The sequence below is a fragment of the Catellatospora bangladeshensis genome, assembly GCF_016862575.1.
In the GTDB taxonomy this organism is placed as follows: Bacteria; Actinomycetota; Actinomycetes; order Mycobacteriales; family Micromonosporaceae; genus Catellatospora; species Catellatospora bangladeshensis.
Window position 1 is genome coordinate 99,614 of sequence record NZ_BONF01000011.1, and the last position, 13,034, is coordinate 112,647.

General features: G+C 70.2%; 12 protein-coding genes. 8 read left to right on the plus strand and 4 right to left on the minus strand.

The features are described from left to right. Positions 1 to 156 precede the first annotated feature (156 nt). The 4 genes from Cba03nite_RS11230 to Cba03nite_RS11245 form a co-directional block, all read right to left on the minus strand. Positions 157 to 2,052 (minus strand): TniQ family protein, encoded by a 1,896-nt coding sequence (locus Cba03nite_RS11230; protein WP_239125677.1) that lies wholly within the window; start codon positions 2,050 to 2,052, stop codon positions 157 to 159. A 5-nt stretch (positions 2,053 to 2,057) separates the two neighbouring features. Beyond that, positions 2,058 to 3,293: an AAA family ATPase gene (locus Cba03nite_RS11235; RefSeq protein ID WP_203744956.1), complete on the minus strand. Its 1,236-nt coding sequence runs from the start codon at positions 3,291 to 3,293 to the stop codon at positions 2,058 to 2,060. Positions 3,294 to 3,413: 120 nt separating this feature from the next. Further along, a complete protein-coding gene (locus tag Cba03nite_RS11240; protein WP_203744958.1) occupies positions 3,414 to 5,561 on the minus strand; it encodes a hypothetical protein in 2,148 nt (715 codons plus the stop codon). Next, a complete protein-coding gene (locus Cba03nite_RS11245) occupies positions 5,558 to 6,208 on the minus strand; it encodes a TnsA-like heteromeric transposase endonuclease subunit (RefSeq protein ID WP_203744960.1) in 651 nt (216 codons plus the stop codon). Before Cba03nite_RS11245 ends, Cba03nite_RS11240 begins: the two co-directional genes overlap by 4 nt. 694 nt (positions 6,209 to 6,902) lie before the next feature. On the opposite strand from Cba03nite_RS11245, the gene Cba03nite_RS11250 reads away from it, so the two are divergent. The 8 genes from Cba03nite_RS11250 to Cba03nite_RS11285 all read left to right on the plus strand — a co-directional run bounded on the left by Cba03nite_RS11250 (position 6,903) and on the right by Cba03nite_RS11285 (position 13,029). Further along, entirely contained in the window at positions 6,903 to 7,613 is a 711-nt protein-coding gene (locus tag Cba03nite_RS11250; RefSeq protein ID WP_203744962.1) for a hypothetical protein, read from the plus strand. 83 nt (positions 7,614 to 7,696) lie between these two features. Next, positions 7,697 to 8,404 (plus strand): hypothetical protein, encoded by a 708-nt coding sequence (locus Cba03nite_RS11255; protein ID WP_203744964.1) that lies wholly within the window; start codon positions 7,697 to 7,699, stop codon positions 8,402 to 8,404. Positions 8,405 to 8,414: 10 nt separating this feature from the next. Then, the gene (locus Cba03nite_RS11260) at positions 8,415 to 8,990 is read left to right on the plus strand and encodes a hypothetical protein (RefSeq protein ID WP_203744966.1); all 576 of its coding nucleotides are present in this window, start codon (positions 8,415 to 8,417) and stop codon (positions 8,988 to 8,990) included. 189 nt (positions 8,991 to 9,179) lie between these two features. Beyond that, positions 9,180 to 10,574: a MarR family transcriptional regulator gene (locus Cba03nite_RS11265; protein ID WP_203744968.1), complete on the plus strand. Its 1,395-nt coding sequence runs from the start codon at positions 9,180 to 9,182 to the stop codon at positions 10,572 to 10,574. Between the two features lie 109 nt (positions 10,575 to 10,683). Further along, the gene (locus Cba03nite_RS11270) at positions 10,684 to 11,673 is read left to right on the plus strand and encodes a DUF932 domain-containing protein (protein ID WP_203744970.1); all 990 of its coding nucleotides are present in this window, start codon (positions 10,684 to 10,686) and stop codon (positions 11,671 to 11,673) included. A 70-nt stretch (positions 11,674 to 11,743) separates the two neighbouring features. Then, on the plus strand, positions 11,744 to 12,178 hold the full coding sequence (locus Cba03nite_RS11275) for a hypothetical protein (protein ID WP_203744972.1): 435 nt from the start codon (positions 11,744 to 11,746) through the stop codon (positions 12,176 to 12,178). After that, positions 12,175 to 12,615, plus strand: coding sequence for a hypothetical protein (locus Cba03nite_RS11280; protein ID WP_203744974.1), 441 nt, complete (start codon positions 12,175 to 12,177; stop codon positions 12,613 to 12,615). The genes Cba03nite_RS11275 and Cba03nite_RS11280 overlap by 4 nt, the downstream gene beginning before the upstream one ends. 84 nt (positions 12,616 to 12,699) lie before the next feature. Next, positions 12,700 to 13,029, plus strand: a complete 330-nt coding sequence (locus Cba03nite_RS11285) for a hypothetical protein (RefSeq protein ID WP_203744976.1) — start codon at positions 12,700 to 12,702, stop codon at positions 13,027 to 13,029. The last annotated feature ends 5 nt before the right edge of the window (positions 13,030 to 13,034 follow it).

Consider the following 13,034-nt stretch of genomic DNA (forward strand, 5'->3'; position numbering starts at 1 on the left):
GGCTGGCCCGACGACGGTCGCTGAGCCGGCTGGAGTTGATCGGCAGCCCCGCCAAGGACGCCGACCTGTATCCAAGGCGTTCACGTTCCCGTGAACCGCCCCGGTTCTCCAACTCGGTACCTTCGCAGGTTTCAGAGTCTCGAAAACCGGGGCGGTTCAGCCGCGCTTGGAAGCCTGCCTATGGGCCGTGCCGTCAATTCGATGGCTGAGGTCCTCGGCGAAGGTGTCGAGCCGAGACCGCAGTTCGGCGTAGTGGCCGTGGCCGGATGCTAGAAACGGCCAGCGGACGTGCACGTAAACGGACAAGGCGCCGCCCGGTTTCGCCTGGCGGGGATCGGGGCGCAGCAACGGCGAGAAGTGATGCTCGGATTGCGTGATCTTGGTCCAGATCCAGACGGAGGCTAGGAGCCGCTTGGAGTCCGACCAGTCGACGTGGAGGGTCCCCTTGCCGTTGACAGGCTTGCCGACAAGGCCGCTGGTGAGGTCACGCCACTCGTCGCCGCTGAGCGACCAGGTGGCGAGCGCGTCGCGGCGCCTGCCGTAGTCGACGCGGCTTTCAGCATGGTGCAGGCGGTCGGTCAGTGCCTCGACGGCGTCATCGAACGCGACCCGGCACTTCGGCCTCGTCAGTTGTCTGGTGACGGTGGCCACGGCGTGGCGGGCGGCGCTCCAGGGCAGGCCGAGCAGCGTACCGGCATGCCTGAGGCCGCCGCCGGTAACCATACGAGCCAAGATCACGGGAACGGCGCGGCGAACCCACCGCTCGTCGGCATCAACGCTGTTGAAGTAAGTGCTGTACCAACCGGTTGGCAGGTACTGCGGGATGTGGTGCAGCCCGAACCCGACCCGCCGTGGTGGGATCTTGGTCTCTGGCAGGCCCAGTTTCCGGATGATGTGCTGGGTACCGGACGCCGTGCCGGCGACGGTGAGGAAGCCGGGCGAGCAGCGCTCGTCGTCGCCCAGTGCTCTGCGGACCCACTTGCGGGTGGGTCGGCTCGCGTCGAACATGTCGCGCAGAAGGTCGCCGAGGATCGCGGGTTCGCAGGTTAGCATCTGGTCAGCGGCGCCGAGGAGAGCCGCGGCGACGGCCGCGTCGGCAGGTGGCCGGTCGTAGACGCGGATCTCGAGGACGTTGCGGCCGGCGTCTCGGGCGGCGGTGATCTCGTGTCGTAGCTGACGGATGTACGCATCGACCGTGTCCACCTGGCCGGGTGCGAGCACCGAACGGCCGGCTGGCCAGGAGGCGGTCAGCAGTGTGGTCAAGATGCGTAGGTCCGCGAAGTAGCGCGCCGGTGACGTTGGCTGCCCGACGCTGACCACCGCAGGCGGCCGGTCGGAGCGCAGCAGCGCGAGTAGCCGTCGCTGAAGGTGCAGCGACTCCTCGCTGATGGATGCTCGCGCGGTCTGGGCGTCGGTGGCGTTGTCCAGCCGGTATCCGCATGGCTGGTACGGCGCTGTCGACGTCGTCGGGTTCCGGCACGCCGCCGGGTGCGTCACCGGGTGGGCGGCCAACGGCAGCAGTTGCGGGCTGCCGGGGCGGCGCTGGTGCGCCGGATTGCCGCAGCCCGGGCAGGTGTGCCGGAGCAGCCATCGGTGGGCAGGGCACGCGAACACGACCGGCACGCGCCACAGCTTGCTCCACGCCCCGCCGTGGCGGTTCTGAATAGGGCTGCCGTCGCCGGCCAGACATTCCGCGCAGTAGCGGCTGAACCTGGCGAAGATCCAGTTCTCGCGGATGAACACGCCATGAGCTGTCCGGCGGCGCCCCGTCCATTGTTGGTCCAGCGGCGGATACCTCGGGGCGAGACTGGCCAGGGTCAGATCAGTGACCTCGGCCAGGGTCAGCCGGGTGGCGTGGGCGAACGTGGCGGTGAGCGGTGGGTCGAGGGCGAAGATGACGCTGGAAGCCATGGTGCTCTGTCGCCGGCCGCCGTCCAGGCCGGTGGCTTGCGCCAACTGGGTCGGGGTCATGTCCAGGCGGTGCGCGAGGCGCAGCATGAAGCCGGGCAGTGACTCGGCCGGCAGCGGGTCCAGGCTGCGCGGCAACGGCATGCCGTTCACGCCGAACCGGGCGACGCGTTCGGGGTTCCCTTGTCATCGAAGACGGTGTTGCGGCGGGTCCGGGGCCGCGTGCGGCCGGTGTCGGCGGGTGTGCGGGGCGGGACGTTGGGGATCTCTGCGGCGGTCCGGTCGCGGCCGGGCACGGCGCCTAGGTTGATGTCCACACCGTCGAGCAGGTCGATGTCCAGCCGTTCGGCGCTGGTGTCGATGGCGTGGGCGCAGCCGTCCTCGATGAGCCGTTCCAGCAGGCCGACCACACCGCCGGTGCGGCGGAACAGGTACTCGGGCATGGTTCCGTCGGTGAGCATGCCCGGTGCGGCGCGCAGCAGCCGTAGCTGCGTCTCGACGCCCGCCAAATGGGTCGCCCATGCGGCGATCTGGGTCGGGCTGTCGTAGCGGAACGGGCCCAGCTCGACTAGGTCGAAGCGGCGCTGGGTCTGGGTGGCCTGCTCGTCGCCGGACTGTGGCGGCAGGGCCCACCGGCCGGACGCGCCGTCGCCGAGCAGCCCCGACTGTGGGATACCGACGCCGATCAGGACCAGGGTGACGTGCATGCTCATCAGGCTGCGCAGCAGATCGAGGGCGTCGCGGTCGGCTTCCCGGTGCATCCGGAGCCGACTGACGTCATCCAGGATGAGCACCTTCGTGCAGTGCTCGTATAGCGAGGTCCGCACCGCGGCCACGAGCTGGGCCAGGGTCCGCTTGACGTGTGGGGCGCCGTAGAAGTCCAGGATCGCCTCGCACACGCTCTTCGGGGTGGCGGTGACCGGGGTCTGCACGTACGCGACGGTGGCCCACAGGTCTCGGGTGCCCGGCACCGTGTGCGGGTTGACCTGCTGGTGCAGGTCCAGCCACTGGTCCTCGAACGCGGCGGCGACCTCGCAGGCGGTCTCGGTCTTGCCCTGGTATCCACCACCGGTGATCATCAGCCCGGCGCGGGTGGTCGGGTGATGCTTGAGCGCGTTGCTCTGCAACCGCGACCACATCACCCGCGACACGGCGGCGCCCATCGGGGTCTCCTGGAAAGTCAGGTTCGCATGCGTGGCCGCCCGATGCAGGTCATACAGGCCGCGTCGGCGGGGCCCGAGTTTGCCGTACTCGCCGGCGGCCAGCCGGGGCGCCGGCACGAACGCGTGCCGGGTGCTGCGCCATCGCGCCCAACCCGTCGCGGTTTCCCGGTCGCTGGCCGGACCTGGCAAGGCGAACGGCGCCACCACCGCATCGTCGTTCACGGCCCACCGCGAGCGGACGGTGGTTCCGTCTCGTCGTCAGCGGGCAGCAGCAGAAGGCTGCGCTCGCGCAACCCGGCACCCAACCGGGGCGGCGGCGCCGGTGGTCGCGGCACGACCTGCTCACGGCGACGACGCCGGTGCGTGTCCACCGCATCGATGCAGTCCCGGAGCCGCCCGGACGGCAACGGCACCACCGGCGCGAGGCCATTTGTCGCGGCCGGCTCCGCTATGTCCCCGGTCCTGCTTGGACGGTCGGCGTTGGCGGCGGTTGCTTGCGCGGTCTCGCGGGCGTGCCCGACCCGCTGCTGCTTGCTCACCTGTGTGGGCCACCGTTCGACCGGGTTGTGCCTGCCGAGCAAGTCCAGTAGCACCGGCAGCAGCTCTACATCGGAGCGTGGCGACAGGCCGGGCCTGGCGAGCCTCGGCCAGTAGCTCACGGACCCGGGCGTCGTTGAACGACGGGACCTCGCCGTCGGCTGGCAGCCCGGTCCAGCGCAGCGTGTGCCACTGGTGGTTGTCGGGGTCCTGGAAGAACACGAACCGGGCGTCACGGGGATCCCGGCGCACCACCCACTTGCCCTTGTGCTGGCCGCCCCGCGTCGACGGTGCGTCCCGGTACGGCTTCAGTGCGGGTCCGTCGTACCACAGCCCGCGGATCTTCACGCCGCGCCGTGCGTGGATTGCGACGTGGTGGGCGGGCAACAGCTGGTAGTACAGCTCCGGGGTGGGGATCTGCAGCGCGAACCCGCCTTGGGCCATCGCCGCTGCGAACAGGGTGTTCGGGCTATGCCGACCTGCCGGGTCCCATGCCGGGGCGTGTTCGCCCAATACACGGTTTTGCCAGATCTGCACGGACCAGGTGGCGATCAGGTGCTCCATCTCGTCCACGGTCAGCGCCGCGTCGGCCTCCGGATCGGCGCCGCGGTCGGCGACATCCACGCCCTGGTAGCCGAGCAGGTGCTCCAGTAGCAGGCTGCGGATGCCGCCAAAGGCGCGCTCGATGGCTTGCTTGTCGGTCGGGCGGAGCACGCGACTGGGCAGTATGTTCGCGCCGATGACGCGCTGCACGTCGATCAAATGGTGGTTTTTGTAGACGGCGCCGTGGTCGGTGGTCACCGTCTCGGGGGCGAAGAACGGCAATCCGGCCACCCGATGCCCGGCGAACTCGGCCACCACCGCCGCCGGAACGCCCGGGTAGGGCCACTCCATGTCCTCACCCCAGTCTGGGCGCAGCGGCAGCGGCATCATCACGTCCCGCAGCAGCATCGCCACGTCCATCGAGGTGTCCGACACCAGAGTGAGCCGAAACGCCACTAGCGAATGCGTATAGACATCGAGCGCCAGGCTCAGATATGCCGACACCGGCTCGCCGAACACACCTTCGCGGACCTTGACCGGCAGCAGCGTGGTGTCCAACGCCACCACCTGCCCGGGCCGGTGCACCACCACATGAGTGCCGGTGGCCACCGCCGCGGCAGCCGCCGCCGAGCGGGCGTACCGCTGCCTGGCCCCACCCGGGCCGAACCAGTCGATCCACACCTGCCGCAGCGTCTCGTAGCAGGGCACCACCACATCCGGACCGAACCGCTCGCGCACGTACTGGTGCACCAGCCGTTCCCGGGCGCGCATGCTCACCCGAGACCGGTGCAACGTCTCCGCCCGCACGGCGACGATAGCTTCCCGGATCGGCTCCGTAATACTCGGCCGGGAACCGGCCTGACGCAGCCACCGGTCGTCCGCGCAGCCGACCGCGCCGAACCGGCGCCGTCGCCCCTCCATCCGGATCAACGTCCGCAGGCTGACATGCTCAAGCGCGAGCATCCGTGCGTGCTCCGGCTCGCAATCGCGCAGCCGCGACAACTCCGCGACCTTCGCCAGCCGGCGTTGCGTCACCGTCGTGGTCGCCGGGTCGTACTCCGGACGCGGCTCACCCGGCCCGGGCCGCAGCGGATCACCGCCCCGGTAGCCGGTCTCCACCTCCAGCAGATGCGCCACCCGCAGCGCCACCTGCTCGCGCCGGCGCGGTGGAAGGTCCGCAAGCAGCTTGGGCTGCCGGCCCCGATCCGCCGCCGGCAGCCGCGACGACCTGCTCGATGGCCGGCATCCAGGATGGTTAACCAGGAACCGTACCGTCGTCGCCAGCCTTGCTCCGTCAGCGCCGGCCAGCAACACCCGGCCGCGGTACGGCTCGAACAAATCCACTGTCCATTCAACGGCGTCCACGACCAGCACCGCGCCCGGCGACAGGTCCAGCATCACCTCGCTCACCAGCAAGCCCTCCACACCAGCGCGGCGTCGGCCAACGGCCGGCCTAGGTCGATGCCTAACTGTCGTCGCCACAGCAGGTGCAGCAGGTGCGCCCGCGCCACCGCCGGCGCCTTGGTCTGCTGCACCAGCTCTCCGAACGGGCGTGGACGCTCCGCCGCACCCGCCAGCAGCTGCGCTTGGAGCCCGAACTGGTCAACCAGCGGGCGCCGCTGCGCCGACAGGGTGTCCACGGTGGCTATCACGTGCGATCGCCAGCCTGTCACGACCGTGTAGCGCCAGCCGCACGCGAGCGCCGCCTCGTTCGCGGCAGCGAAGCACACCCGGTCCTCGTCCTCGATCCGCTCGCCCGGGCGAACGTCGATCAACCATCCGCCAGCGCGGGTCAGCGCCAGGAAGTCCGGAACGTGTTCCCGCCAGCCTCCGCCGGAGGCGAACCGCAGCCGGAACGGCTGCGACAGCACATCGGTCAGCTCAGCGGCGAAGTCCAGCACCAACAGCAGCCGCTGTTCGGCCACACTCTCGAACCCGTGATGCCGGCCCGTACTGACCAGGAACTGCAATCCGGGCCGATGCCGCTGCCCCGCCCGCCACGAGAAGCGCCGTACCGGCTGGCAACCAGCACGCGGCACCAACGCCAGATCCCGCACGGCACACGCCACCGACGCACCTGACAGCCGCCACGTTGCCGACCACCGTCCCGGCCAACCGGCACCAAGGTCCAGCGCCGCCCGCGCGGACGCCGCGTCGAACGGTAGGCACATCTCGTCCCAGCCACAACGGCCCGAGCACAGACCGACATCGCTACTCGCTGTCGGCGGGACCGACTGTCCGCCCGGGCTGGACGTTCCAAGTGCTCGGACTCGCACCCCTATATCGGAACAGATCAATTACATGACACCCGGCCGACACGCGGACGCCTTCAGTGCCAAGAATCCCTGGGAGTCGCTGCCAACCACCGCTGGTGCCGCATTGGAAACCCGGAGGCTGACGAATCGTCGCGATGCCAACTACCGCTGGGAGTCACAACTGACCTGACAGAACCTGACCAGCCGACAGGCAAACCTGTCAGCGCAGTTCAGAGGCATGGTCGAGTTTCCTGACAGGGGTTGTGCTGACAGGTCGGGCCGCTACGGTGCAGCTTCTTCTCTTTTCTTTTGCTCGCACCGCCGCCCGTCTGTCCTTCCTGGACCTGCCCGCGCCCGCGCGGATCACACAGCCCACCTTCTGGTCGGCTCCGATCCCCGCCCGCCTTTCACGGCAGCAGTCCCCGGCCAGACGCCGCGATCCGGTGGCACCACCAGCACCCAACCCCAACCACTCCTTCGCGAAGGGAGCACCCCCATGCCCATCAAGCCGCTCACCGACCAGGTCGTCACCGTCTGCTTCGCCCCCGGCGAAGACGCCGACTGGTTCTCCGCCAGTGAGAAGGCCGAACGCCTCCTCAACGTCACCGGAACCACTCCGTCGCGCCGCTACCACGTCCGCCACCGCCGGTTCATCGGCTGGATCACTTGCTTCTTCACCTACTACCTGCTCGACACCGCGCGCAAGTTCGGTGCGATCACCAAGGCCGCCGGAGGCCGCAAGGGTCGCCTCGACCTCAACGGGGCCGCCGCTGCCGCCGCGACCGAGGCGCGCCTTCGCTGGCACGCCTGGAACCAGTACATGAACAGCACCCCGGCCACCGCCCGGCCCGCCCGCCTGTGGGAGGACTTCCTCGCCCAGCACCAGGCCGACCCGACGAAAATCACGCTCAACGAGGCCCGGCGCCGGTTCCACGCGCAGCCTCGCGTCATCGCAATGCTCGCCAGCGCCGGCGTCCACGAGTTCGACCCGTACGAGCTGGCCGCCTACCAGGCCGGAGAGCACGCTTACGCCGGTCTGCACTGGCGCATCGCCATCGTCGGCGATCTGCTGATCACCGCCGAAGGGAAGGTCCTCAAGGCCGCCAGTGACAACATGGCCGACCGTCTGGTGTTCCTCAACCAGGCCATCAAGTACCTGCGGTCGCTGAAGTCCAGCGCCCGCCTGTGCGCGGTCACGATCGCCTAACAACCCACCAACACGAGGACCGGTCGCAGCCCAGCTGCGACCGGCCTTCGCCATGCCCACTCACAGTCCACAAGGAGACGACCATGTTCCTCACCGACCCCGCCCTGCGGCTGATCGCCGCCTCCACCAACGACGTGCTCCCCGAGCAGCTGTGGCGCTACGACACCGCCGCCGAGGACGCCTTCGGCGACCTCGCCCGCATCCTGCACAAGACCGCCATCGCCTACAACACCAGCAGCGCTGACCTCGACCACCCGGCCCCGCGGCCGTCCTTCGGCCTCCGGCCCGCCGGCACCGACGAGGCGATGCAGGACCTGCTCGCCACGATCGACCGGCACGCCGCCATCGAGCGGCACACCGTCATTACCGGCAGCCTGCTCGACCTGTACCGGGCCTGGCGGCGGCACCGCCCACTCAACGACGGCGACCAGCGCCACCTGCTGCTGTGCTCCGGCGACCCGGGCCACGGTGTGGCCACCATGCAGCGGTTCACCCACCACCAGTGGCGGGTGATCGCCGACGCCGAGGCCGCGCAGGCGTTCGAGGTGCCGTACCCCAACCGGATGGTCGGCGTGCTCGTCGAGTCGCATTGGGAGGGCTGGTTGCCGATCGCGTGCACCGACCCGGCCCAGATCACCTCCGGCACGGCCTACCCGCTGCCGGTCCGCGACGACCTCGCTACCGCCTGCCGGTCGCTGCTGCGCTGGTGGGCACTGCGGCACTCGGCCGCCTGGCGCAGCCGCAACCCCGACCAGCTCACCCCCACCGAGCTGGACCAGCTCGCCCACTAAGGAGGCCGCCATGCTCAACATCGACTCGGTGGGCCGCTGGATCACCCGGCTCACCGGCCGCACCCTCGACCAGCACGCCACTGACCCGGTTCCCGCCGCCGCCGACCTGCCCAAGGCCGCCGACACTATGCGCAACGCCCGGCTGGAGCTGCTGCTCACCGTCGACCGTCTGCGCACTGCGCTGATCAACGAGGACGACCTGTCCACGTCGATCGCGGCACTGACCGGACCGCTGGACGCCATCGCGCAGCTGGGCCGCGAGTACCGGTACGCCCGCAACTGGGCCGAGACCCTGATCGGCGACGCCGAGCGCACCGCGTACGCCGACGCCAACCCCGGCGCGGCCCTTCGGCGACGTTTCGTCAACCCGGGCGACACGATCCTCGTCGTCCTGCCACACACCGATTCGTGCCGCAAGCGGCACCTGGCCGGGCGGCGCACCCGCGTGCGGATCGGGCGGGCTGACGCCGAGCTGGACCTGATGGTCGGTCCCGGCCAGTTGCGCCTGTCCCACGCCGACGCCGGGATCTACCACGACCCGGTCCATGGCTTCTACGTCCTGGAGCCCGCCGCCTCCGGCGACTGACCACCCCAGGCGGCCACCGGCCGCCCTTCCAGGCCACCGGGCCGCTCTTGCAGCACCCCAGATCACGGCAGCGCTCAGCTCCACGCGCCTGCCGCGATACGTGCTGCCCGCGCGGCGCGGCGCACCACCCAGCCCGGCACACCAGGTGCCCGGCTGGCCAACCCACAAGTCCCAGAAAGGGGCACCGCAATGCAGTTCGACCTGTCCACCTTGACCCCCGCCCAGCGGGAGGTCTTCGAGGCCGTGCACTTCCTCGGCCAGGGCAACGCCATCGAGCTGATGGAGCAGTCGGGCAAGGCCCGCTCCACCGTCGACAAGGCGCTCAAGACCCTCGCCGACCTGGGGCTGATCGTCCCGGTCGACACCGACGCCGACCCGGCCGAGGGCGTGCCCACCCGCTGGACCATGGCCGAGGCCGTCGCCGACAGCGTCACCGCACAGGACAACCTCGACGACACCGACACCGCCGGCACCACCGAGCACGACCTCGTCAACGACGAGACGGGCCAGCTCCAGGCCGACGAGCCGCAGCCCGGCACCCCCGGCGACACCGACCCCGCCGACCTGGGCGACCAGGACGGCACCGCGGAGGCCGAGGACAACGACGAGCAGCCGGTCGGCACCTCCGATGCCGACGTCAACGACCAGACCGAGTCGGGCACCGACGACGAGGACGAGGACGACGACTCCGACACGGAGTCCGACGAGGACGAGGAGGACGAGGACGACGACTCGGACGACGACGAGGACACGGAGTCCGAGGGTCAGCCCGCTCGGGCGGCCGTCACGGTCGTCCAGCCGAGCCGTCCCGGCGACCGCAAGATCATGACGATCAAGGCCGTCATCGCCGAGTACGGCGACGACGGCGCGACCCTCGACGAGATCGTCAACGAGAGCGGCATCGGGCACCCGACCGCCTCCCGGCTGCTGGCCGCCATGGAGCAGGCCGACGCCGCCCGCCGCCTGCCCGGTACCCCGGGCCGGTGGATCGCCGGACCCACCAAGGCCAGCGAGGTCGACCCGAACCCGGAGCCGCCCCGCTGCCCGGTCTGCTTCCAGGTGGTCAAGGGCGTCACCGAGTCGCCCGAGGCAGTCGCCGGAGTGCAATCCCTGATCCGCCCCGACGGCACGATCCACGTCGTCGCCGAGGACGGCACCGCGCACGTCGTGAAGCTGCCCAAGCGGCTGCCGCCCCGCACGGCGAGCACCGCGACGGCCGGGGCGGTTCGCCGCACCGACCTGACGGTCAACGGCGACGGCAACCAGCCGTTCGCCAAAGGCGAGTTGGAGCGCCTGACCATGGCGGTGCTGTCGGGCCAGCCGGGCCGGGAGATGACGCCACAGGAGATCGCTACCGAGATCAGCGCCCAGCTCAACGGACGGGCCGTCAGCTCCGGGGCGGTGCGCAACAACTGCACCAAGCTCGGTTCCGCTGGCCGCATCCTCCTGGTCCGCGAGGCTCCGCTCACCTTCGTCTACCCGGCCCCTGCCGGCGACAGCGAGGCGGACGAGGCCGAGACCACGACCGCCCCCGCTCAGGCCGACGCCACGGCCGAGGACACCTCGGGCAACGAGCAGTCCTGATGACAGCGCCGGGGTCGGGCAGTGCCCGACCCCGGCCGCGCAGCAAGCCACCCATCCCCTGGGCCGAGCCGTATGGCTCGGCCTCTTCCATTCCCGAAAGGAGAATCCCGTGGCACACGAACTGGAGACGTTCGCCAACGGGCAGACCGCCTTCGCCTCCGCCCGCGTGTCGGCCTGGCACCAGCTGGGCACCGTCACCCAGGCCACGATGAGCGCCGACGAGATCATGGGCGCCGCCCTGCTCGGCAACTGGGGCGTCCGCACCATCCCCGTCCAGGGCATCGACGTCGTGAACGGGATCGAGGTCCCAATCCTGGCCGACGACCGGCGCATGACCGTGCGCCGCAACCCGGTCACCGGCCAGACCGAGTATCTGGGCATCGTCGGCACCGACTACGAGGTCATCCAGAACGAGCAGTGCGCCGACATGCTCGACCAGCTCGTCGACCAGGCCGGGGGCGCCCACTTCGAGACCGCGGGCAGCCTGCGCCGGGGCAAGTCGGTGTTCGTCACGATGAAGCTGCCGACCGCGATGGAGATCGCCGGAGTCGACCGGATGGACCTCTATCTGATCGGCACGACCTCCCACGACGGCACCTCGGCGCTGCGCGTGGACGCCAGCCCCATCCGTGTCGTGTGCGCGAACACGCAAAGGGCGGCGTTCGCCCATGCCGTGGGGCACTACACGTTCCGCCACACCAGCAACGTCGGCCAGCAGATCACCCAGGCCCGCGAGGCGCTGGGCCTGATGTGGAAGTACATGGGCGCGTTCGAGGCCGCCGCCGAGCGGATGCTGCAGACCGCGATGACCACCCGCGAGTTCGAGAAGATCGTCGCGCAGGTGTGGCCGGTCGCAGACAACGCCACCGACAAGGCCAAGGCCAACGCCAAGGAGCGGCTGGGCACGCTCAAGTACCTGATCACCGAGGCCGACACGCAGAAGGCCATCACGGGCAGCCGGTGGGCCGGATACCAGGCCATCACCGAGTACCTCGATCACTACCAGGCGGCCAAGGACCCCACGACCCGCGCCAACCGCGTGATCACTGGCAAGACCGGCGAGCTGAAGCTCGTCGCCTTCGACCTGCTGAAGGTCTGACCGACTCCCGCCCCTGCGCCGGGGCGGCGGTCACCTGCCGTCCCGGCCCGTCACGAACGGACCACAAGCCATGACCGAGACCCCTACGCCACCGCAGTGGCCCACGGTCCCGCACATCCGCCATCCCCGCGACGAGCGCCAAGCCGTCTGCGGCGTATCCGCCACCGACGTGACCCGGTGGGAGACCGAGGACCCGCCGCGGCCGGGCCACGCCTGCGAGGACTGCCTGGCGCTCTTGGAGGAGGCGGCGCGGCCCGACGACTACACCCACCCGATCGGCGACGCGACTCTCATCGACTCGCTGCGCACGATCGTCGCCGAGCACCAGTACGCCAAGATCAACGGTGTTCTGGTGGACCTATGGTCGGCCAGCGTCACCGTCACGATCTGGGACCAGCTCAAGCAGGACAAGCGGGAACGGCTTCTCACCCTGCCCGCCTACCAGCTGATCCTGCGATGCGTCGCCATCTACAGCCGCCTCACCGACGAGGGGCACCGCCGATGACCACGCCGCACCGACAGCAGTGGTTCCACTACCACGTCTGGGTCTTCGCGGTGCACACCGCGATGGCGATGATCGACGCCGCACCCCGACCCAGCCGCCCCCTCGACGTGCCGACATGGGCCGAAGCGTACGGCCTGACCCGCATCGACAACCCCCAGCCGCACACGATCAGCCTGCTCGGCCCGGCGCCAGACGGCTTCAACCGCGACTACGCCATGAGCACCGACCTGACCAAGCCGGTCATCGTCGCCCACCTGCTCATCGACGGCCTACCGCCCTCACCGCTGCTCATCGACGGCACCCACCGCCTGTACCGAGCCTGGCGCGAAGGCGCCCCGCAACTGCCCGCGTACCTGCTCACCGTCGAAGAGAGCCGCCAGGTGCAGGAAGACCGGCGGCTCGGCCCCGGCCGCACCTGGCGCGTCGGCCCGCGCTGACCCCTTCACCCCGCGTACGCCTCGGCGAGCCGCCCCAGCCGGCGGCCACCGAGGCGTACCCACCTCACCCCCTGGGAGAAACACATGTCCTACACCGCCCCGTGGCTCAAGCTGTGCAACTGCCGTTGCCCGCTGCACCACGGAGAACGACGCACCGACTACTTCCAGCCCGGCTGCGCCTGTGCCGTCACCTGCGACACCCAGCCCATGACCCTCCTCGCGGAGCAGTGGGGGGCCGCGCTGTTCCTCGACGCCAACGGCGACCTGTGGCATGTCAACGCCATGGCCAACGGCCAGTGGGACTGGGAGCACGGCGGCGAGATCGACACCCGCGCCGACACCTACGACGACAGCCTGCACATCGAGCGCCTGCTGCGCGAAGCCGCCCGCATCCTGCGACGGCTGCACCGCTGACACCC

Coding starts and splice junctions, on each gene's coding strand:
- Cba03nite_RS11230 (WP_239125677.1), bottom strand. CDS start 2,052: ATGCCGTTGCCGCGCAGCCTGGACCCGCTGCCGGCCGAGTCACTGCCC.
- Cba03nite_RS11250 (WP_203744962.1), top strand. CDS start 6,903: ATGCCCATCAAGCCGCTCACCGACCAGGTCGTCACCGTCTGCTTCGCC.
- Cba03nite_RS11255 (WP_203744964.1), top strand. CDS start 7,697: ATGTTCCTCACCGACCCCGCCCTGCGGCTGATCGCCGCCTCCACCAAC.
- Cba03nite_RS11260 (WP_203744966.1), top strand. CDS start 8,415: ATGCTCAACATCGACTCGGTGGGCCGCTGGATCACCCGGCTCACCGGC.
- Cba03nite_RS11265 (WP_203744968.1), top strand. CDS start 9,180: ATGCAGTTCGACCTGTCCACCTTGACCCCCGCCCAGCGGGAGGTCTTC.
- Cba03nite_RS11275 (WP_203744972.1), top strand. CDS start 11,744: ATGACCGAGACCCCTACGCCACCGCAGTGGCCCACGGTCCCGCACATC.
- Cba03nite_RS11280 (WP_203744974.1), top strand. CDS start 12,175: ATGACCACGCCGCACCGACAGCAGTGGTTCCACTACCACGTCTGGGTC.
- Cba03nite_RS11285 (WP_203744976.1), top strand. CDS start 12,700: ATGTCCTACACCGCCCCGTGGCTCAAGCTGTGCAACTGCCGTTGCCCG.